General features: G+C 53.5%; 22 protein-coding genes. 11 read left to right on the top strand and 11 right to left on the bottom strand.

The window, feature by feature from the left end:
• Nucleotides 1-65: 65 nt before the first annotated feature.
• The gene (gene adhE, locus BY447_RS02060) at nt 66-2,753 is read right to left on the bottom strand and encodes a bifunctional acetaldehyde-CoA/alcohol dehydrogenase (RefSeq protein ID WP_107319800.1); all 2,688 of its coding nucleotides are present in this window, start codon (nt 2,751-2,753) and stop codon (nt 66-68) included.
• Between the two features lie 459 nt (nt 2,754-3,212).
• Here adhE and BY447_RS02055 point away from each other — a divergent pair, with 459 nt between their 5' ends.
• The 7 genes from BY447_RS02055 to oppF all read left to right on the top strand — a co-directional run bounded on the left by BY447_RS02055 (nt 3,213) and on the right by oppF (nt 11,821).
• Entirely contained in the window at nt 3,213-3,860 is a 648-nt protein-coding gene (locus BY447_RS02055; RefSeq protein WP_033783264.1) for a YchE family NAAT transporter, read from the top strand.
• A 581-nt stretch (nt 3,861-4,441) separates the two neighbouring features.
• Nucleotides 4,442-6,067: an ABC transporter substrate-binding protein gene (locus BY447_RS02050; RefSeq protein WP_110331899.1), complete on the top strand. Its 1,626-nt coding sequence runs from the start codon at nt 4,442-4,444 to the stop codon at nt 6,065-6,067.
• Nucleotides 6,068-6,221: 154 nt separating this feature from the next.
• Entirely contained in the window at nt 6,222-7,862 is a 1,641-nt protein-coding gene (gene oppA / locus BY447_RS02045; RefSeq protein WP_110330367.1) for an oligopeptide ABC transporter substrate-binding protein OppA, read from the top strand.
• Between the two features lie 92 nt (nt 7,863-7,954).
• A complete protein-coding gene (oppB, locus tag BY447_RS02040) occupies nt 7,955-8,875 on the top strand; it encodes an oligopeptide ABC transporter permease OppB (protein ID WP_013358042.1) in 921 nt (306 codons plus the stop codon).
• A 14-nt stretch (nt 8,876-8,889) separates the two neighbouring features.
• Nucleotides 8,890-9,798 (top strand): oligopeptide ABC transporter permease OppC, encoded by a 909-nt coding sequence (gene oppC / locus BY447_RS02035; protein ID WP_013358041.1) that lies wholly within the window; start codon nt 8,890-8,892, stop codon nt 9,796-9,798.
• An 11-nt stretch (nt 9,799-9,809) separates the two neighbouring features.
• Nucleotides 9,810-10,823 (top strand): ABC transporter ATP-binding protein, encoded by a 1,014-nt coding sequence (locus BY447_RS02030; protein WP_013358040.1) that lies wholly within the window; start codon nt 9,810-9,812, stop codon nt 10,821-10,823.
• Nucleotides 10,820-11,821, top strand: coding sequence for a murein tripeptide/oligopeptide ABC transporter ATP binding protein OppF (gene oppF, locus BY447_RS02025; RefSeq protein WP_013358039.1), 1,002 nt, complete (start codon nt 10,820-10,822; stop codon nt 11,819-11,821). Before BY447_RS02030 ends, oppF begins: the two co-directional genes overlap by 4 nt.
• A 43-nt stretch (nt 11,822-11,864) precedes the next feature.
• Here the strand turns inward: oppF and BY447_RS02020 are convergent, their stop codons facing one another.
• Entirely contained in the window at nt 11,865-12,188 is a 324-nt protein-coding gene (locus BY447_RS02020; protein ID WP_003853921.1) for an HI1450 family dsDNA-mimic protein, read from the bottom strand.
• Nucleotides 12,189-12,233: 45 nt separating this feature from the next.
• Nucleotides 12,234-13,694 carry a cardiolipin synthase gene (gene cls / locus BY447_RS02015; RefSeq protein WP_110330366.1) on the bottom strand — a complete coding sequence of 487 codons (1,461 nt, stop codon included), beginning with the start codon at nt 13,692-13,694 and terminating at the stop codon, nt 12,234-12,236.
• Nucleotides 13,695-13,864: 170 nt separating this feature from the next.
• On the opposite strand from cls, the gene BY447_RS23150 reads away from it, so the two are divergent.
• Nucleotides 13,865-14,038: a YciY family protein gene (locus tag BY447_RS23150; RefSeq protein ID WP_095707117.1), complete on the top strand. Its 174-nt coding sequence runs from the start codon at nt 13,865-13,867 to the stop codon at nt 14,036-14,038.
• A 22-nt stretch (nt 14,039-14,060) separates the two neighbouring features.
• Here BY447_RS23150 and BY447_RS02010 read toward each other — a convergent pair whose 3' ends face one another.
• Nucleotides 14,061-14,378: a hypothetical protein gene (locus BY447_RS02010; RefSeq protein WP_110330365.1), complete on the bottom strand. Its 318-nt coding sequence runs from the start codon at nt 14,376-14,378 to the stop codon at nt 14,061-14,063.
• 344 nt (nt 14,379-14,722) lie between these two features.
• Between BY447_RS02010 and ycgZ the strand changes: the two genes are divergently transcribed.
• Complete coding sequence (gene ycgZ, locus BY447_RS02005; RefSeq protein ID WP_110330364.1) at nt 14,723-14,965, top strand: regulatory protein YcgZ; 243 nt, start codon at nt 14,723-14,725, stop codon at nt 14,963-14,965.
• 200 nt (nt 14,966-15,165) lie between these two features.
• Here the strand turns inward: ycgZ and BY447_RS02000 are convergent, their stop codons facing one another.
• Together BY447_RS02000 and BY447_RS01995 are read right to left on the bottom strand one after the other, a co-directional pair.
• Nucleotides 15,166-15,351 (bottom strand): hypothetical protein, encoded by a 186-nt coding sequence (locus tag BY447_RS02000; RefSeq protein WP_033783260.1) that lies wholly within the window; start codon nt 15,349-15,351, stop codon nt 15,166-15,168.
• Between the two features lie 76 nt (nt 15,352-15,427).
• Nucleotides 15,428-15,724 carry a YciI family protein gene (locus tag BY447_RS01995; RefSeq protein WP_003853909.1) on the bottom strand — a complete coding sequence of 99 codons (297 nt, stop codon included), beginning with the start codon at nt 15,722-15,724 and terminating at the stop codon, nt 15,428-15,430.
• A 197-nt stretch (nt 15,725-15,921) separates the two neighbouring features.
• Here BY447_RS01995 and tonB point away from each other — a divergent pair, with 197 nt between their 5' ends.
• Nucleotides 15,922-16,671: a TonB system transport protein TonB gene (gene tonB, locus BY447_RS01990; protein WP_110331898.1), complete on the top strand. Its 750-nt coding sequence runs from the start codon at nt 15,922-15,924 to the stop codon at nt 16,669-16,671.
• Nucleotides 16,672-16,707: 36 nt separating this feature from the next.
• On the opposite strand, the gene yciA is transcribed toward tonB, so the two are convergent.
• The 4 genes from yciA to BY447_RS01970 are packed head-to-tail and all read right to left on the bottom strand — an operon-like array spanning nt 16,708 to nt 18,959.
• Nucleotides 16,708-17,130: an acyl-CoA thioester hydrolase YciA gene (gene yciA / locus BY447_RS01985; RefSeq protein ID WP_110330363.1), complete on the bottom strand. Its 423-nt coding sequence runs from the start codon at nt 17,128-17,130 to the stop codon at nt 16,708-16,710.
• Between the two features lie 59 nt (nt 17,131-17,189).
• Entirely contained in the window at nt 17,190-17,729 is a 540-nt protein-coding gene (locus tag BY447_RS01980) for a septation protein A (RefSeq protein ID WP_013358031.1), read from the bottom strand.
• A gap of 51 nt (nt 17,730-17,780) precedes the next feature.
• Entirely contained in the window at nt 17,781-18,515 is a 735-nt protein-coding gene (locus BY447_RS01975; RefSeq protein ID WP_013358030.1) for a YciC family protein, read from the bottom strand.
• A 27-nt stretch (nt 18,516-18,542) separates the two neighbouring features.
• On the bottom strand, nt 18,543-18,959 hold the full coding sequence (locus BY447_RS01970) for a YkgJ family cysteine cluster protein (protein WP_110330362.1): 417 nt from the start codon (nt 18,957-18,959) through the stop codon (nt 18,543-18,545).
• A gap of 254 nt (nt 18,960-19,213) precedes the next feature.
• Between BY447_RS01970 and ompW the strand changes: the two genes are divergently transcribed.
• Nucleotides 19,214-19,846 carry an outer membrane protein OmpW gene (gene ompW, locus BY447_RS01965; protein ID WP_033732824.1) on the top strand — a complete coding sequence of 211 codons (633 nt, stop codon included), beginning with the start codon at nt 19,214-19,216 and terminating at the stop codon, nt 19,844-19,846.
• 48 nt (nt 19,847-19,894) lie between these two features.
• On the opposite strand, the gene BY447_RS01960 is transcribed toward ompW, so the two are convergent.
• A complete protein-coding gene (locus BY447_RS01960; RefSeq protein WP_009089937.1) occupies nt 19,895-20,209 on the bottom strand; it encodes a BON domain-containing protein in 315 nt (104 codons plus the stop codon).
• Nucleotides 20,210-20,325 lie beyond the last annotated feature (116 nt).

Raw genomic sequence — 20,325 nt, 5'->3', positions numbered from 1 at the left:
GTCATTCAGGCAATAAAAAACCCGCCTGGGCGGGTTTTTTTATCAGAAAGTCAGAAGGCGGTCTATCAGACTTTTTTCACTTTCTTCTCAACTTTCACGCCTTTTACCGGCTGCTCAGCTACGGCTTCGGCGACACTTGAGAACGGTTCGACAAATTCACGTCCGTAGTAAGTATCGAGCATAATCTGTTTCAGCTCAGCAATCAGCGGATAGCGTGGGTTCGCGCCGGTACACTGATCATCGAACGCATCATCGGCCAGTTTGTCGACTTTCGCCAGGAAGTCCGCTTCCTGCACACCGGCTTCGCGGATTGAGGTCGGAATACCGAGTTCAGTTTTGATCTCGTCCAGCCATGTCAGCAGCTTCTCAATTTTCTGCGCGGTGCGGTCGCCTGGTGCGCTCAGACCTAAGTGGTCAGCAATCTCAGCGTAACGACGGCGCGCCTGTGGACGATCATACTGGCTGAACGCGGTCTGTTTGGTCGGGTTGTCATTCGCGTTGTAGCGGATAACGTTCGAGATTAACAGGGCATTCGCCAGACCGTGTGGGATATGGAACTCTGAACCCAGTTTGTGTGCCATTGAATGACAGACCCCGAGGAAGGCGTTGGCAAACGCAATACCGGCGATAGTCGCGGCATTGTGAACGCGTTCACGCGCCACCGGGTTTTTAGCACCCTCGGCATAGCTGGCGGGCAGGTTCTCTTTCAGCAGTTTCAGTGCCTGCAGCGCCTGACCATCAGAGTATTCATTCGCCAGTACGGAAACATAGGCTTCCAGCGCATGGGTTACTGCATCCAGACCACCGAAGGCGCAGAGTGAACGCGGCATATCCATCACCAGGTTGGCATCGACAATCGCCATATCCGGCGTCAATGCATAGTCAGCCAGAGGATATTTCTGACCGGTCGCATCATCGGTCACCACAGCGAACGGTGTGACTTCTGAACCGGTACCTGAGGTAGTCGTAATGGCAACCATGCGTGCTTTGACGCCCATTTTCGGGAACTTGTAGATACGTTTACGGATGTCCATGAAACGTAATGCCAGCTCTTCGAAGTGGGTTTCCGGATGTTCGTACATCACCCACATGATTTTCGCGGCATCCATTGGGGAACCGCCGCCCAGCGCAATGATGACGTCAGGTTTAAAGCTGTTCATCTGCTCTGCACCTTTGCGTACGATGCTCAGCGTTGGGTCAGCTTCAACTTCGAAGAACACTTCAGTCTCGATGCCGTGTGATTTCAGCACGCGGGTCACCTGGTCAGCATAACCGTTATTGAACAGGAAGCGGTCAGTGACGATAAAAGCACGTTTCGCGCCGTCCGTTGCCACCTCTTCCAGCGCAATTGGCAGGGAACCCCGACGGAAGTAGATGGATTTAGGAAGTTTATGCCACAACATATTCTCAGCTCGCTTGGCGACAGTTTTGGTATTGATCAGGTGTTTTGGACCGACGTTCTCTGAAATAGAGTTACCGCCCCAGGAGCCACAACCCAGCGTCAGAGACGGCGCCAGTTTAAAGTTGTAGAGGTCACCGATACCGCCCTGAGAGGCAGGGGTGTTGATCAGAATACGCGCGGTTTTCATTTTGTCGCCGAAGTAGTGCACGCGCTCAGTCTGGTTATCCTGGTCGGTGTAAAGGCAGGAGGTGTGACCGATACCGCCCATGGCGACCAGTTTCTCCGCTTTATCTACGGCATCCTGGAAATCTTTTGCCCGATACATCGCGAGGGTAGGTGAGAGTTTTTCGTGGGCGAATGGCTCAGACTCATCCACCAGTTTTACCTCACCAATCAGGATCTTAGTGCTCGGTGGCACGCTGAGACCCGCCATCTCTGCAATTTTGAAGGCAGGCTGACCCACGATGGCCGCATTCAGGCCGCCATTTTTCAGGATGATATTCTGTACAGCGCTCAGTTCAGCACCCTGCAGCATGTAGCCGCCATGGCTGGCGAAACGTTCACGCACGGCGTCATAAACTGAATCAACCACAATGACAGATTGTTCAGAGGCGCAGATCACCCCGTTATCAAAGGTTTTCGACATCAGAATGGAGGCAACGGCACGCTTCACATCGGCAGTTTCATCGATTACTACCGGCGTGTTACCGGCACCGACACCAATCGCCGGTTTACCGGAGCTGTATGCCGCTTTCACCATGCCCGGACCGCCGGTGGCGAGAATCAGGTTGATGTCAGGGTGATGCATCAGCTGGTTTGACAGCTCAACAGACGGGGCATCGATCCAGCCGATAATGTCTTTAGGCGCACCGGCAGCAATGGCGGCCTGTAAGACGATATCGGCAGCTTTGTTTGTTGCGTCTTTGGCGCGTGGGTGGGGCGAAAAGATAATGCCGTTACGGGTTTTAAGACTGATTAACGCTTTGAAGATGGCGGTTGAGGTTGGGTTGGTGGTCGGGACGATACCGCAAATCAGGCCAATCGGCTCGGCGATGGTAATAGTACCGAACGTATCATCAGTGGCCAACACGCCACAGGTCTTTTCATCTTTATAGGCGTTGTAGATATACTCAGAAGCAAAGTGGTTTTTAATGACTTTGTCTTCGACGATGCCCATACCGGATTCGGCAACGGCCATCTTAGCTAGCGGGATTCGGGCGTCTGCGGCGGCAAGGGCGGCGGCACGGAAGATGGCGTCGACCTGTTGTTGAGAAAAGTTGGCATATTCACGCTGGGCTTTTTTTACACGTTCGACCAGTGCATTGAGTTCAGCGACATTGGTTACGGCCATGGTGTTCTCCTGAAGGAAGTTAAACTTTTTTAGTAAACAATCCTGCGTCCTGAGTATAGTCACGCTGAAATAACGTGACTGGCTGGCAGGTAACGCGTGGATTTTCAACTGTTTACTGAACGAGTCTTCTGCTGGCGTTAAAGAGCTTTCTTTCGCTGACGCTTATACTTCCGTTAAGAAAAGATTACCTGGTTTGGGGTAGGTCAATTTTGATGCAGATCAATTTAAGCGCAAGCTGACACCTTTCAGCACCCCTTTTTACTGCTTTTCTGTTAAGCCGGTCTGCTCCTGCGCTTAGCCCTTATGGTAGTGGCTAAATCCAGCCACTTTTTAATCTCTGGCGGAAAGCGCTAAATGCTTTGCTGTTCATCAGGATAAATAGCCAGGCGCACATCTGGCGTCTCTGCACGTTTTCACATACATTAGGCGCGTTTTCCCCCTGTGGTACGGAGTTATGTTGTGAATCCAGCGCTGTTAGATCTATCAGGCTATATAAAATTTTTTGTCGGGCTCTTTGCGCTGGTCAATCCGGTAGGCATTATTCCGGTGTTCATCAGCATGACGCGTTATCAGGGGGTGGCGGAGCGTAACAAAACCAACCTTACGGCTAATCTGGCCGTTGCCATTATTCTCTGGACGTCACTTTTCCTCGGCGATGCGATTTTGCGTGTGTTTGGCATTTCGATTGACTCGTTCCGCATTGCGGGCGGCATTCTGGTTGTCACCATTGCGATGTCGATGATCAGCGGCAAGCTGGGCGAGGATAAGCAGAATAAACAGGAGAAGTCAGAAACCGCGATTCGTGAAAGCGTGGGTGTAGTACCTCTGGCATTACCACTGATGGCGGGACCAGGGGCCATCAGCTCGACCATCGTCTGGAGTACCCGCTACCACAGCTGGATAAATCTGCTGGGATTCACGCTGGCGATTGCCATTTTTGCGTTCTGCTGCTGGCTGTTGTTCCGGGCTGCGCCATTAATGGTGCGGATTCTTGGGCAAACCGGTATTAACGTCATTACCCGAATTATGGGTCTGTTACTGATGGCGCTGGGCATTGAATTTGTCGTAACCGGTTTGAAGTCGATTTTCCCCGGCTTACTGAACTAAATACTCACTTATTTCATGCAGCGAAGCGAAAGGGTGACCTGAAGTGGTGCAGTAAAGCGTTTTATTGCACCATAACAATGCAGTTATTCATCCTGCTTAATAAAAACAGACGATTATAAATTCCGTTACTGCGGGGTTGCTCACAGACTTTTTTTTGCAAAATAATGTCACTATTTTCACACGACAATCTGCTATCTGATTTCCACTTAACCCGATAAATCCCCATGCTTCAATACTCAGCCTGAATTTCATCACGTCCTTGCCGTTTTTATCAATACAAATACCAAAACAGACACTTTTTGTGGCTCCATAACGCCCTGGAAGCAGTTTTCCAGCTAAATAGCCTATTTTTCATATCGATATAATATTTTCAGGACGAAAATTAACACTTTCGCTGCCTGACATCTCATGATAAAAGAGAATTAGTTAACATTTTAGCTATTTTGCTTTGGCGCCCCTTCGCGGCTTCTGATAATTTTTGGCCCAGCGTAATTTTTTTCTCCGAAAGTCCAAAGTGAGAACGCTTTTTGCTTAAGCCTATCGGGATACTTAATTAAAGGTTGGCGTTTCGCATGATTGGGATGAAAAACTTGCAACAACAGCGGTCAGCAATCGCACTCTTTTTGTTCACGGCTTTTTCTCCGGCTTACGCCGCCACGGTTCCGCCTGGAATGGTTCTGGCAGCGCAACAGCAAATAGTGATCAATAACGGAAGCGAAGTCTCCTCACTGGATCCGCATAAAACCGAAGGCGTGCCGGAATCCAATGTTATTCATAACCTGCTGGATGGCCTGGTAAACACCGATAACTTTGGTCAGGTTGTGCCGGGCGTCGCCAAAAGCTGGGAAAATCCACAACCCACAGTCTGGATTTTTACTCTGCGGGACGATGCGAAGTGGAGCAATGGTGAACCGGTAACTGCCGCTGATTTCGTCTATAGCTGGCGTCGTCTGGTAGACCCGAAAACGGCGTCGCCTTACTCCAGCTATCCACAGGCCGCTCATTTTGCCAGTATCGATGCCATCCTTGCCGGTAAAGCATCACCCGACCAGCTGGGCGTGAAAGCGCTGGATGCCCATCGCCTGCAGATTACGCTGAGTGAACCGGTGCCTTATCTGGTGGCGATGTTAGCGCATACGGCGATGAAACCGGTTTATGCGCCAGCCATTAAGCAGTGGGGCGACGCCTGGACCCGTCCCGCTCACTACATCGGTAACGGTGCCTATACGCTGAGCGACTGGGTGGTGAATGAAAAAATCGTCGTGAAGCGTAATCCCCATTACTGGGATAATGCGCATACGGTGATTGAGCAGGGGACCTTCCTGCCGATCGCCTCTGAAAACAGTGATATCAATCGCTACCGCAGCGGCGGAACGGACATTACCAATAGTGCGGTGCCGCCGGAGATGTTTGGCAAGCTGCGCAAAGAGCTGGGCGATGAAGTAAAGGTCAGCCCGCTGCTCTGCACCTTCTATTACGAAATTAACAACAAAAAAGCGCCGTTCACCGATGCACGAGTGCGCGCCGCGCTGAAAATGACCCTCGATCGCGAGGTGATAGCTAATAAGATCATGGCTCAGGGGCAGATTCCGGCCTATAGCCTCACGCCACCCTTTACGGCTGATATTAAGCTATCCCCGCCTGAATGGTTCACCTGGACACAGGCGCAGCGTAATGAGGCGGCGAAAAAGCTGCTGGCAGAGGCGGGCTTTGATGCCAGCCATCCGCTGACCTTTACGCTGCTCTATAACACCTCTGATCAGAACAAACGCCAGGCAATTGCGGCCGCATCGATGTGGCAGAAAAACCTGGGCGCGAAGGTGACGCTGCAGAATCAGGAGTGGAAAACCATGCTGGAGACCCGTCATCAGGCCCAGTATGACGTGGTGCGCGCCACCTGGTGTGCCGATTACAATGAGCCCTCCACCTTCCTGAACATGTTGATCAGTAACGCCTCGATCAACACCGCATTTTACAGCAGCGCGACCTTTGATCGCTTAATGGCGGAAACGCTGACGGCGGGCAGCGAGGCGCAGCGCGCCGGCCTGTATCAGCAGGCTGAAACACAACTCGACAAAGACTCACCAATTGTGCCAGTTTACTACCGCGTAAGTGTGCGCCTGGTAAAGCCCTGGGTTGGCGGCTTTACGGGCAAAGACCCGCAGGACATGACAGACCTGAAGTACTATTTCATCAAACAACACTGATCTGATCGCCGCTTCGGCGAGACAGTCGGGACACGCATCAGCGTACAGACCATTTTGGGGTCAATCTCCCTGGGAACAAGCCAGGGAGCCCGGAGACGGGGGACGCCGGGGCAGAGCATCGCCACGGTGACGATAATAAAACTGGAGTGTAATAATGAACAACATCACGAAAAAAAGCCTGATTGCAGCGGGCGTTTTCGCCGCAGTGAGTGCCCTGGCAGGTAATGCGGCTTTCGCAGCAACCGTTCCTGCGGGCGTTGAGCTGGCTGCAAAACAGGAGCTGGTTCGCGGCAATGGCGATGAAGTCCAGTCGCTCGATCCGCACAAAATTGAAGGCGTGCCGGAAGACAACGTGGCGCGCGACCTTTACGAAGGTCTGCTGGTCAATGACAGCAACGGTAAACCGATCCCGGGCGTAGCGGAAAGTTACGAAAACAAAGATTTCAAAGTGTGGACGTTCCACTTACGTAAAAATGCCAAATGGTCCAATGGCGAGCCGGTGACCGCGCAGGACTTCGTCTACAGCTGGGAGCGTCTGGTCGATCCTAAAACGGCGTCCCCGTACGCCAGCTATCCGCAGTATGGTCATATCCTGAACGTCGATGACATCATCGCCGGGAAAAAACCGATTACCGATCTGGGCGTAAAAGCCATTGATGACCACACGCTGGAAGTCACCCTGAGCGAGCCGGTTCCCTATTTTGATAAGCTGCTGATTAACTCCGTCATGTCACCGGTTTATAAACCGGCAATTGAGAAGTTTGGCGAGCAGTGGACCCAGCCACAGAACTGGGTCGGCAACGGTGCCTTTAAACTGGACGCGCACGTGATTAACGAGCGTATCACCCTGGTCCGTAACCCGAACTACTGGGATAACGCACACACCGTGCTGAACAAGGTCACCTACCTGCCAATCAGTTCTGAAGTCAGTGACGTTAACCGTTACTTCTCTGAGAACGGCAGCGACATGACCTACAACAATCTGCCGATTGAGCTGTTTAAAAAGCTGCAGCGCGACAATGGTAAAGAGCTGCACGTCGATCCTTACCTCTGCACCTACTACTACGAAATCAACAACCAGAAAGCGCCATTCACCGATCCCCGCGTGCGCGCGGCCCTGAAGCTGGGTCTGGATCGTGACATCATGGTGAATAAAGTGCTGGCGCAGGGCCAGAAACCGGCTTACAGCTACACGCCGCCATCCACTGACGGCATGGACATTCTGCCGCCAGACTGGTTCACATGGTCGCAGGACAAACGTAACGCCGAAGCGAAAAAACTGCTAGCTGAAGCGGGCTACACCGCCGACAAACCGCTGACCTTTAACCTGCTGTATAACACCTCCGATCTGCACAAGAAGCTGGCGATTGCCGCCTCGTCGATCTGGAAGAAAAATATCGGCGTGAACATCAAGCTGGAAAACCAGGAGTGGAAAACCTTCCTGGATACCCGCCATCAGGGTAACTACGATGTTTCACGTGCGGCCTGGTGTGCGGATTACAACGAGCCGACCTCCTTCCTGAACACCATGGTGTCCAACAGCAGCAGTAACACATCGCACTACAAGAGCGATGAGTTTGACAAAGTAGTGCGTGATGCGATCAAAGCGCCGGATGCCAAAGCCCGCGCAGCGGACTATCAGAAGGCTGAACAGATCCTGGATAAAGACAACACCATCGTACCGGTTTACTACTACGTGAATACGCGTCTGGTGAAACCTTATGTCGGCGGTTACACCGGTAAAGATCCCCTGGATAAAACGCTGTCTAAAGACTTCTACATCATTAAACACTAATAGCTTTCAGGCTATCAGCAGTGGCGGCGCGTCTGGCGCCGCCTTTTTTAATTTTTTATATGTTGTGAAGCAACAGCCTGGTAGGTACGGCAATGTTAAAATTCATCCTGCGTCGCTTGCTTGAAGCGCTACCGACGCTGTTCGTCCTGATTACCATCTCCTTCTTTATGATGCGCCTGGCCCCCGGTAGTCCCTTTACCGGCGAGCGTACGCTGGCACCCGAAGTCATGGCCAACATTGAGGCGAAGTATCACCTCAACGATCCCATTGGTAAGCAGTATGTCGATTACCTTGTGCAGCTGGCGCACGGCGATTTCGGCCCGTCGTTTAAATACAAAGACTATTCGGTCAACTATCTGGTCGCACATGCGTTCCCGGTTTCTGCCAAACTCGGCCTGGCCGCGTTCCTGCTGGCGATAGTGCTGGGCGTAACCGCTGGCGTCATCGCCGCGCTCAAACAAAATACGTTGTGGGACTTCGCGGTGATGGGGGTGGCAATGACCGGCGTGGTCATACCCAGTTTCGTGGTCGCGCCGCTGCTGGTCCTGCTGTTCGCCATCAGCCTGAAATGGCTGCCGGGCGGCGGCTGGAATGGCGGGCAGTGGAACTACATGCTGCTGCCGATGGTGGCGCTGTCGCTGGCGTATATCGCCAGTATCGCGCGTATTACCCGCGGGTCGATGATTGAAGTGATGCACTCCAACTTTATCCGTACCGCGCGTGCCAAAGGCCTGCCGCTGCGCCGCATTGTGCTGCGTCATGCGTTGAAGCCCGCATTGCTGCCGGTGATCTCCTACATGGGCCCGGCGTTTGTCGGCATCATCACCGGTTCGATGGTGATTGAGTCGATCTACGGTCTGCCGGGCATCGGTCAGCTGTTTGTGAACGGTGCGCTGAACCGTGACTACTCACTGGTGATGAGCCTGACCATTCTGGTCGGTTTGCTGACCATTGTCTTCAACGCGATTGTTGACGTGCTCTATGCCGTTATCGATCCAAAAATTCGTTACTGATAGCGGAGTTCGCCATGATGTTAAGTAAGAAAAACAGCGAAGCTCTTGATGCGTTCAGTGAGAAGCTGGAAGTAGAAGGGCGCAGTCTCTGGCAGGACGCGCGTCGTCGTTTTATTCATAACCGTGCTGCCTCAATCAGCCTGCTGGTGCTGTTACTGATTACCCTGTTCGTGATTTTTGCGCCGATGCTGGCGCAGTTCACCTACGACGATACCGACTGGGCCATGATGTCCTCGCCGCCGGATACCACTTCAGGCCACTGGTTCGGCACTGATTCATCGGGTCGTGACCTGCTGGTGCGCGTGGCGATTGGTGGTCGCATCTCGCTGATGGTGGGTGTGGCCTCTGCGCTGATCGCGGTGATCGTGGGTACGCTTTACGGTTCGATTGCTGGCTATCTCGGCGGCAAAACGGACTCGGTGATGATGCGTATTCTGGAAATCCTCAACTCCTTCCCGTTTATGTTCTTCGTGATCCTGCTGGTGACCTTCTTTGGTCGCAACATCCTGCTGATTTTTGCCGCTATCGGCATGGTTTCGTGGCTGGATATGGCGCGTATTGTGCGCGGCCAGACGCTGAGCCTGAAGCGTAAAGAGTTTATCGAAGCGGCCCATGTCGGCGGGGTATCAACCTGGAAAATCGTGGTGCGCCATATCGTGCCGAACGTGCTGGGCGTGGTGGTGGTTTACGCCTCGCTGCTGGTGCCAAGCATGATCCTGTTTGAATCCTTCCTGAGCTTCCTGGGTCTGGGTACGCAGGAACCTTTAAGCAGCTGGGGCGCACTGCTCAGCGACGGCGCCAACTCGATGGAGGTGTCGCCGTGGCTGCTGCTCTGGCCGGCGGGCTTCCTGGTGGTGACGCTGTTCTGTTTCAACTTTATCGGCGATGGCCTGCGTGATGCCCTCGACCCGAAAGATCGTTAAGGAGTTTCCCGATGACTATTCATGAATTTCAGCCAGCGATGGCGGCCCGCGCGGGAAGCGAACAGCTACTTACGGTCAAAGATTTACGCGTGACCTTTGGCACGCACGATGGGGATGTGACCGCTGTTAATGACCTGAACTTCTCGCTGCGCGCGGGTGAGACGCTGGGCATTGTTGGTGAGTCGGGTTCCGGCAAATCACAGACGGCCTTTGCCCTGATGGGGTTGCTGGCAAAAAATGGCCGCATTGGCGGCTCGGCGATGTTCAACGGCAAAGAGATCCTGAACCTGCCTGAGAACCAGCTCAATAAACTGCGCGCCGAACAGATTGCAATGATCTTCCAGGACCCGATGACGTCGCTGAACCCCTATATGCGGGTAGGCGAGCAGCTGATGGAAGTGCTTAAGCTGCACAAAGGAATGAACAGCGCACAGGCGTTTGAAGAGTCAGTGAGAATGCTGGACGCGGTGAAAATGCCGGAAGCGCGCAAACGCATGAAGATGTACCCGCATGAGTTCTCTGGCGGGATGCGTCAGCGCGTGATGATCGCGATGGCGCTGCTGTGCCGGCCAAAACTGCTGATCGCCGACGAGCCCACTACGGCGCTGGATGTGACGGTGCAGGCGCAGATCATGACGTTGCTCAACGATCTGAAGCGTGAATTCAACACCGCCATTATCATGATCACCCACGATCTTGGCGTGGTAGCCGGGATCTGCGACAAGGTGCTGGTGATGTATGCCGGACGTACCATGGAGTATGGCCGCGCCCGCGATGTCTTTTATCAGCCTGCGCACCCTTACTCAATCGGTCTGCTGAATGCAGTGCCGCGCCTGGATGCGGAGGGCGAGAGCCTGACCACCATTCCGGGTAATCCACCCAATCTGCTGCGTCTGCCGCAGGGTTGCCCGTTCCAGCCGCGTTGTTCGCACGCCATGGATATCTGCACCCAGGCTCCGCCGCTGGAGCCGTTTGGCGATGGCCGTCTGCGTGCCTGCTTTAAGCCGGTGGAGGAGTTAGTATGAGCACCGTAGCTGAAAAAAGAGTGTTACTGGAAATCGCCGACCTCAAAGTCCATTTCGACATCAAAGATGGCAGGCAATGGTTCTGGCAGCCGTCAAAAACCCTGAAGGCGGTGGATGGCGTCAGCCTGCGCCTTTATGAGGGAGAAACGCTGGGCGTGGTAGGCGAGTCTGGCTGCGGTAAATCGACCCTGGCGCGCGCCATCATCGGGCTGGTTAAAGCGACAGAAGGTCGGGTGGCCTGGTTAGGCCGCGATCTGCTCGGCCAGAGTGAAGAGGAGTGGCGCAAAGCGCGCAGCGATATCCAGATGATATTCCAGGACCCGCTGGCGTCGCTGAACCCGCGTATGACCATCGGCGATATCATCGCCGAGCCACTGCGCACCTACCATCCGAAAATGGCGCGGCAGGAAGTGAAAGACCGCGTCAAAAATATGATGATGAAAGTGGGGCTGCTGCCTAACCTGATCAACCGCTACCCGCATGAGTTTTCGGGCGGTCAGTGTCAGCGTATCGGTATCGCCCGTGCGCTGATTCTGGAGCCGAAGTTGATCATCTGCGATGAACCGGTCTCGGCGCTGGATGTTTCGATTCAGGCGCAGGTGGTGAATCTGCTGCAGCAGTTACAGCGTGAGATGGGGCTGTCGCTCATCTTCATTGCCCACGATCTGGCTGTGGTGAAGCATATCTCTGACCGTGTGCTGGTAATGTATCTGGGGCATGCGGTGGAGCTGGGTACCTACAGCGAGGTCTACAGCAATCCGCAGCATCCTTACACCCGTGCGCTGATGTCTGCCGTGCCGATTCCCGATCCCGATCTGGAAAAGAATAAGCAGATTCAGCTGCTGGAAGGGGAGTTGCCGTCGCCGATTAATCCGCCGTCAGGCTGCGTGTTCCGCACTCGTTGTCCGATTGCCGGCCCGGAGTGTGCGAAAACCCGGCCGTTGCTGGAAGGCAGTTTCCACCATGCGGTCTCCTGTCTGAAGGTCGATCCGCTATAAGGCAAAACGCCGGGCAATTGCCCGGCGTTTTGTTATCTGATGCTTACTCGCGCCACAGGATATGACAGAGCTTGTGATCTTTCTCGCGGCACAGCAGCACGCGGGCAAAGACATCAGTGATCGGCTCACCATCCGCTTCACCCAGCCCGATGACCACCTCGGCGAAAAAGTCCGGGTTCAGATCGAAATCGACATGATCTTTCCAGTCTTCAGAGGGATCAAACAGCTCTGCGCCACCGCGTTCTTCGAACTGCAGATTGAAGAGAATGACGTCTGCCGGGTCGAGATTGTCGACGGCCAGTTCGAGAAAAATATCGTAGGCCTGTTCCAGCGTTTCATCTTCGGTAAGGCGATTATTCAAATCCATAGTCTGTCCTGTCGGCCTGCGGCCATTTACACAATCTGGCTCGTTTTACAGTAAAGGGCTGAAGAAGTAAAACAGTCGTTCGACGATGCGCTGCCACCACGCACGTTTTGCCCAGCGCTTGCCATCCAGCAGGCGTGAGCGGGCGATATAGTCATCCTGCACACAGGCGAGATCGCTGCCAAATCCGGCATCATCCACCACCAGCGTTACTTCAAAATTCAGCCATAAACTGCGCATATCGAGATTGACGGTTCCCACCAGACTCAGCTGTCCGTCGACCAGCACGCTTTTAGTGTGCAACAGCCCATCTTCAAACTGATAGATCTTCACGCCCGCTTCCAGCAGTTCGCTGAAGAAGGAGCGGCTGGCCCAGCCGACCAGCAGCGAGTCATTGTGACGCGGCACAATCACGCTGACACTGACGCCACGCTGTGCGGCCGTACAGATAGCATGCAACAGATCGTCGCTCGGTACTAAATAGGGCGTGGTCATTATCAGCTGTTCACGCGCGGAATAAACCGCGGTCAGCAGTGCCTGATGGATCATATCTTCCGGGAAGCCAGGACCGGAGGCGATCACCTGCACGGTGTGGCCGCTCTCCTGCTCAAACGGCATGATGTTGCGATCGGGCGGTGGTGGCAGAATACGTTTGCCGGTCTCAATCTCCCAGTCACAGCTGAACACAATGCCCATCGCGGTCGCGACCGGGCCTTCCATACGCGCCATCAGGTCAATCCACTGGCCCACACCCGCGCTCTGTTTAAAGAAGCGCGGATCCACCAGGTTCATGCTGCCGGTATAGGCGATGTAATTATCAATAAGAACGATTTTGCGATGCTGACGCAAATCCATTCGACGCAGGAACACGCGCAGCAGGCTGACCTGCAAGGCTTCCACGACGTCGATACCGGCGTTGCGCATCATGCCGACCCATGGGCTGCGGAAAAAGTTGACGCTGCCTGCGGAGTCGAGCAGCAGTCGGCAATGAACGCCACGGCGTGATGCGGCCATCAGCGATTCTGCAACCTCATCCGCCAGTCCGCCGGGATGCCAGATGTAAAACACCATCTCAATGTTATGACGGGCCAGCTGGATATCACGAATCAGCGCCTGCATGACGTCGTCCGCGCTGGTGAGCAGCTGGAGCTGGTTGCCCTTGACCCCGGCAATGCCCTGACGGTGGTAGCAAAGCTCAAACAGTGAACGGGCCACGTCGCTGTGCTCGCTGGCAAAAATTTCACGGCACTGTTTCAGGTCGTTGAGCCAGCGGGCGGTCGACGGCCACATGGTGCGGGCGCGCTCCGCGCGACGTTTGCCCAGATGCAGTTCGCCAAACGAGAGATAAGCGATAATACCCACCAGCGGCAGAATATAGATTACCAGCAGCCATGCCATCGCCGAGGTTACGGCCCGGCGCTTCATTAACACGCGCAGCGTAACCCCGGCGATCAGCAGCCAGTAACCAAATACCAGCAACCAGCTGATCAGGGTATAAAAAGTGGTCATAAAGTGGACATCCCGTTCGCGCTTTCGTCTGGCAAGTTTACGTGCAGATCACCGCTAGCGAAACCCTTTATCCCGGACAGTCTCGATGAGAGATCTGATTTGGCATTACGGCGGAGATCTCTATAATGCCCTCGCACAGGTCTTGCACGTATGAAGTCAGAGAGGAAGTGATGAAAAGAAGCAGAAATGAAGTGGCGCGCTGGAGAATGTTACGTCAGGTGCATCGCCGCCGCTCCCGCTGGCTGGAAGGACAGTCGCGGCGTTACAAGCGTATCCATTGCATTCGCCATCAGCTGGCCCAGCAGCAACGACGCTCGATCCTGTTTATTACACAGTTAGTCTAGGTTATGTCGGGAGCAGCCCTGTTCAGGCTTCAAAAAATCCCGATTCTGCCATGATGCGTCGCGCCATTGAATGCTCCTGACGCGACGCACCCCGGTCGGTGACTTCGCGCATCAGGCACTCCATCGTGCTGCCCAGCGCCATCGGCCTGCGATATCCCGTCCGATCGTACCATTCGTAAGACCATTTTCCCGATTTACGCTGGTAATAGATGGTCAGCCACGCAGAGCAGTTTGCAGGGTAACCACTCATGACTTCGATTTTCGGATCAACAATCGCCACAATTCGTGATAACAGTGGGTCGAGCAGAGTAAGTGCCTGGCCGGGATACGTTTTATTCATAATTTGCCCGCGATTCCGCTGTGCTTCCATTCAGAGGTTTAACTCACAAAAGCTAAATGTAGACAGCTCTGCCAGATAATTCCTCCCGACTGCTAAAAAAATGACACAGAGATCATATTTAATGCAAAACAGGCCATATCAGGGTGTAATTTATGGGGTGTACAGCCGCTGACGTTAAACCTGTACAACTTTACATTTTATTAATTCATTGTTATATAAGTGTTTTATTATTAAGCTGCAAGGCAGGGCGATATTTTTCGTTAAATACCTGTACAAGTTAGGCGTTGTTGTATAACTTTACCGCATCGGTTAGTAACTTTTAATGAATCCTATGAGGGTCAACCATGCAGACTAACGTTCGTATTCCCGCTTCAGTATCTGATATCTCTGCCTATTTACACAGTGCTGCGCAGCCTTCCCAGCAGGCCATTCTGGGTTCTGTGGTGACGGAAATTATCGCCTCTGGCCGTAGCCTGAATCGTAAAGCGATTTGCTCAAAACTCATCAGCCGTTTGCAGCATGTCACCAGCCCGGAAGAAGAGCAGCACTATCACTCGCTGATCGGTCTGATTCTGGACAGGGGTTAATTCAACGCAACTATGCCAGTGAGTGAAGGGAATTTAAAGCGGGTTAGCTGAACAGGCAGGCCCGCTTAGCCATGAATAAGCGCTTAATGTTTATACAGCGGTCGTCGTGTTCAGCCGTATGGGCAGAGGCGTAATGCAGTGCGAAAGGCCTGTTTCGCAGAGGGAATTTACGTTGCTCTGGCAATAAGCTGTATGAATAATTAACCTGAAAGACGTTGTGACGTCATCATCAGCGTGACATTCACTAACTGCAATGCTGCCGCCAGCACGATCAGCATCACAATCCACTGCTTTTTATTGCGCCAGCCCTTTGTTCGCCAGAGGTATAGCGCACCGCCAATCAGTAAAGCGATAATTGCCAGTAGCCCCAGAATGATTATCTGCATCTTTCCTCTCTGAATATTCAAAACAAAAATGGCTTCTGTGCCAGGCACAGAAGCCATTCTGACTGCAGATACGTTATCAGAAGACGCGTTTAAACGGTTTAACCGAGACCTGTTTGTAGACGCCCGCTGCAAAGTAAGGATCATCCTGGGCCCAGGACTGCGCGGCTTCTAAGGACGGGAACTCAGCAATAACGGTTGAGCCGGTGAAGCCCGCCACGCCAGGATCGTTGCTATCCACAGCAGGCATCGGGCCTGCGATGATCAGGCGTCCCTCTTCCTGCAGCAGTTTGAGTCGCGCCAGGTGGGCAGGGCGCACGGCGTTACGTTTTTCCAGTGACTCTGCAGTATCTTCTGCATAAATGACGTAAAGCACTAAGGAACTCCTGGTTATCAGAATTTTGCAACACGTTAAGGGATTGACGATTAGAGTGCAAACGAAACCTGTGGGCGGTTAATGGCTCAGCATAAAGGGCTAAAAAGCGCTTTTCTTCAGGCCGGATGGCGGGAGTTATTGAAACTGATTGCTATTTGCATTTAAAATCGCTGTTCTATTCAATCACTGCGACTGTTATGACCACGCTGACTATGCCATTACCTAAACGCACCCCTGCCTCTATGTTGTTGTCTGTTGCGCTGCATGGCGTCGTGATTGCCGGAATTCTTTATGCTTCATTCCAGCAGGTGATTGAGGTACCCAAAGCATCCCAGCCCATCAGCGTTACCATGGTCGCGCCCGAAGTTCAGCCCGAGCCTGCACCGGCTATCGCAGAGCCACCTGCGCCACAACCTGAACCGCAGCCGGAACCAGAGCCGGAACCGCAGCCCGTGCCGGAACCGCCAAAAGCGGAGCCGGTACCTATTCCGAAACCTGAGCCGAAGCCTAAGCCTAAACCAAAGCCGGCGCACAAACGGGAGCAGCCAAAACGCGAGGTGAAGCCGCGTCAGGAGAGTAAGCCTCAGGCCGATCCGTTTAAGCAGGAAGCACCGGCGACGCAAAGCAAACCGGCGACGGCACCAAAAGCGACGCCGGCTCCCACCGCGTCGGCATCAAACGGCCCTAAGGCACTGAGCGTGAGTAAGCCTGGTTATCCTCAACGTGCTTTTGCATTGCGGGTAGAAGGGCGTGTCAGGGTGAAGTTTGATGTGGACAGCGACGGACGGGTGGATAACATCCAGATTCTCTCTGCTGAACCGCGCAATATGTTTGAGCGGGATGTTAAGCAGGCGATGAAAAAATGGCGCTATCAGAGCGGACAGCCAGGACAGGGTCTTACCATGAATATTGTGTTTAAAATTAATGGTGGTGCCAGCATTGAATAAGGCGTCGGGTCAGGCAGAAGCCGCCTGACCCGTTACTTATCCGGCAGGCTGCCGATTGGCACGACCGGCTGGCAGAGGACGTGAATTGCCCTCATTGTCGACCGCCACATAAATAAAGACCGCCTCTGTGGCACAGTAGGTCTGTCCGATGGGCTCAGACGACACTTTTTTAATCCACACTTCCACATTAATCGTCATCGAACTGTTGCCGGTCCGGAGACAGCTTGCATGACAGCTCACCACGTCACCCACCGCGACAGGCTTCATAAATGACATGCCGTCGACGCGCACGGTAACAACGCGCCCTTCAGCGATCTCTTTCGCCAGGATAGCGCCGCCCATATCCATCTGTGACATCAGCCAGCCGCCAAAAATATCGCCATTGGCGTTGGTATCTGCCGGCATGGCGAGCGTACGCAGCACCATTTCGCCTTGCGGCAATTTATGTTTTTCGCTCATTGCTTCCACTTCTTATGCAGATGAATGCTAAAAAAATGCCCGGCGTACCGGGCAGATGATTATTTTTGTTCCTGCTGCGGCATCTGACGCCAGATATAAAGCCCGCTGAGCAGGGTAAACAGTAAGGTCAGACCGGAGAGACCGAACACTTTAAAGTTAACCCAAAACGCCTGAGATAACCAAAAGGCGACATAGATGTTCACCAGGCCGCAGATCAGAAAGAACAGCGCCCAGGCGACGTTCAGCCGACGCCAGACCGCATCAGGCAACTGCAGCTCTTTACCCAGCATGCGCTGAATTAGCGTCTGTTGCATAAACCACTGGCTGTAAAGCAGGGCGGCGGCAAACAGGGTGTAGATCACGGTGACTTTCCACTTAATGAACTCATCGTTGTGGAACACCAGCGTCAGGGTGCCAAAGACGGCCACCAGCACAAAGGTGAAAATCGTCATCTTTTCCAGCTTGCGATAGAGCACCCAGCTGACGACCAGGGCCAGGCCAGTGGCCACAATCAGAGCGCCCGAGGCGACAAAAATGTCATACAGCTTGTAGAAGATGAAAAAGACCACCAGGGGAAGAAAGTCGAGTAGCTGCTTCATAGTTTTTCCATTCAGAGTTGCCTGCGAATGTGCCCGAAGGTACACCGTCAATCAACGTAACAGCATATAGAGCCGATAGAGATAGATAATCAACATGGCTGAAACCACATTGCCTGCCGCGGTAAAAATCACCGACGAGACATTGAGGGGTAATACCGTCAGCGATGAGAAGAAGAGCATCACAATGACTTTAGCCAGCAGCCAGAGCAGAATTGCCGGGGCGATCAGCCTGACATTCTTCCACGCCATCCGCATGCTGGCGCGCATGGCGGCAAAGACACCCATCTTCTCACTGGCCACCATCACTGGCGCCAGCGACAGCAGGATCGTCAGCAGAATGCCTGGCACCACCAGCACCATAAAGCCCAGCTGCGCGACCAGCGTCATCAGGAAGGTGAGCAGCAGCAGCTTTGGCAGCAGCGGTGCTGACGCGCCAATGGCCCGCAACGCACTGACGCGCTGGCCGGAAGAGACCATCGGAATCAGATAGAGCATACCGCCAAGCAGCAGCGTATTCCCCATCAGCGCGGCAAAGGTGCTGGCCGCCGAGGCGCGCAGCAGCACCTGTTGCTGTTCCGGTGACATATTCTGCACTATCTCAAACAACGAACTGGCGCTGTCATCGCCCTGCTGCAGGATGGCCATCTGATCGGCACCAGGTGTCAGCACATGCACCAGCATGACGGTGACAAACGCGGCCAGCAGCGACATCAACAGCACCGTAGCCAGTTGATGACGCGCGAAATTTCCTGTGTCACGGTATAACGAGCTTGCCGTGATAGACATGTACACTCCTTGGAGGAACCGGGTTAATTAACCCGGCGATTGTACATGTTCTGGCAGCTCCGGTGCACCCGGCAGGGCATAACTTTCTGTAATATGAGGTAAAGAGGGCGCAAAAAGGGGAGGAAGGCCATAACGCGCGCGGGCGCGATCGCAGGCTTCGTTATGGATACCTTCCTCACCCGACATTGAGAACTCCCGACAGGGCGTCGGGCGATGTTCATAAATGCCGCAGGAAACGCAGCCGCCAATGTCACCCTGCAGGGCGACGCAGCGAGGCGCACGATCGTTCGTACCACGCATGTTGCGCATTAACAGGCTTAACGGCTCTGTTAATTCTGTGGGCACCAGACCGCCCGCATCGTCGGCTTCAGCCCAGTAAAATGAGACGCGGAAATGGGCGCAGCAGGCGCCACAGCTGACACAAGGGTTAGAGAGCTCACTCATTTGATCACCCGCCCCTCCGAGGGCATCGAACCAAAATCAACAATGAAGATAAGCAACATAGAGCTGGCGAAATTATTCAGCAAGCGGTATTTGCGTGCTGCTGAAAGCGCCGAAATTGATCTAAATCAATTCATTGTTTTTTAAGTAATTTATCTCAGGGCTACTGAGTGCAATTTTCTGTAAATCACGTTAAATAATTGCCAGCAAAAAAAGCGATTCCGTTCGCGACATTAACATTAAGCAAAGGAGTGATAATGAAACTGGCAAAATGCGCGATGCTGCTGGCCCTGGCCCTGCCTCAACTGGCGATGGCCCACGAAGCAGGTGACTTCTTTATGCGTGCCGGCAGCGCCACCGTCCGGCCCACCGAGGGTTCCGATAACGTGTTAGGTATGGGTGAGTTCAGCGCCACTAACGACACGCAGCTGGGGCTGACCTTCACGTACATGGCAACGGACAATATCGGTGTCGAGTTACTGGCCGCCACGCCTTTCCGTCACAAAGTGGGTCTTGGCCCGACCGGTACGCTGGCTACCGTACGCCAGTTACCGCCGACGCTGATGGCGCAGTACTACTTCTTCGACAGTAAAAGCAAAGCGCGCCCTTACGTTGGCGTGGGGATCAACTACACCACCTTTTATGATGCCGACTTTAACCAGACCGGTCGCGATGCTGGCCTGACCGATCTCAGCGTCAAGGATTCCTGGGGTGTGGCGGGCCAGGTCGGTCTGGATTACCAGATTAACCGCGACTGGATGCTGAATGCGTCGGTGTGGTACATGGATATTGATACGGAAGTGAAGTTCAAAGCCGCTGGCGAGCAGCAGAACATCAATATGCGCATCGACCCATGGGTCTTCTTCTTCGGGGCGGGATACCGGTTCTGATGAGAAAAAGGCCGCTGAATGAGCGGCCTTTTTTTGTCTGTTAAGACGTTATTTGATCTGCATATTGTTGACGACTGATTTCACGCCCGGCACGCTGCGCGTAACCTGAACGGCACGATTCGCCATCTGTGGTGATGAAACAAAACCGCTCAGCTGAACTTTACCTTTAAAGGTTTCTACGTTGATTTCAGTCGATTTCAGCGAGTCATCTTTCAGCAGTTCACCTTTGACTTTAGTGGTCACCACGGTGTCATCAATATAGCCACCGGTTCCCTCTTTGGTTGCGGTTGGCGCACAGGCGCTCAGTGTCAGCGCAACCACGCCCGCCAGTACAGCACCTGTCAGCAGTTTAACGAATTTCATTGCTTTCTCTCCCTGTCACAAAATGGATGCGACGTTACCGTAACGGCGCATTGTCATTGTGGTGCAGATTTTGCAAAAAGGGCAAATAGCGGAATGAAAAAAAAGGAAACAAATCA

The sequence above is a fragment of the Pantoea sp. JKS000250 genome (assembly GCF_003201065.1).
Classification (GTDB): domain Bacteria; phylum Pseudomonadota; class Gammaproteobacteria; order Enterobacterales; family Enterobacteriaceae; genus Pantoea; species Pantoea vagans.
Note: the sequence above shows the minus strand (reverse complement) of the source record. Positions and strands in the feature narration are given on the sequence as shown.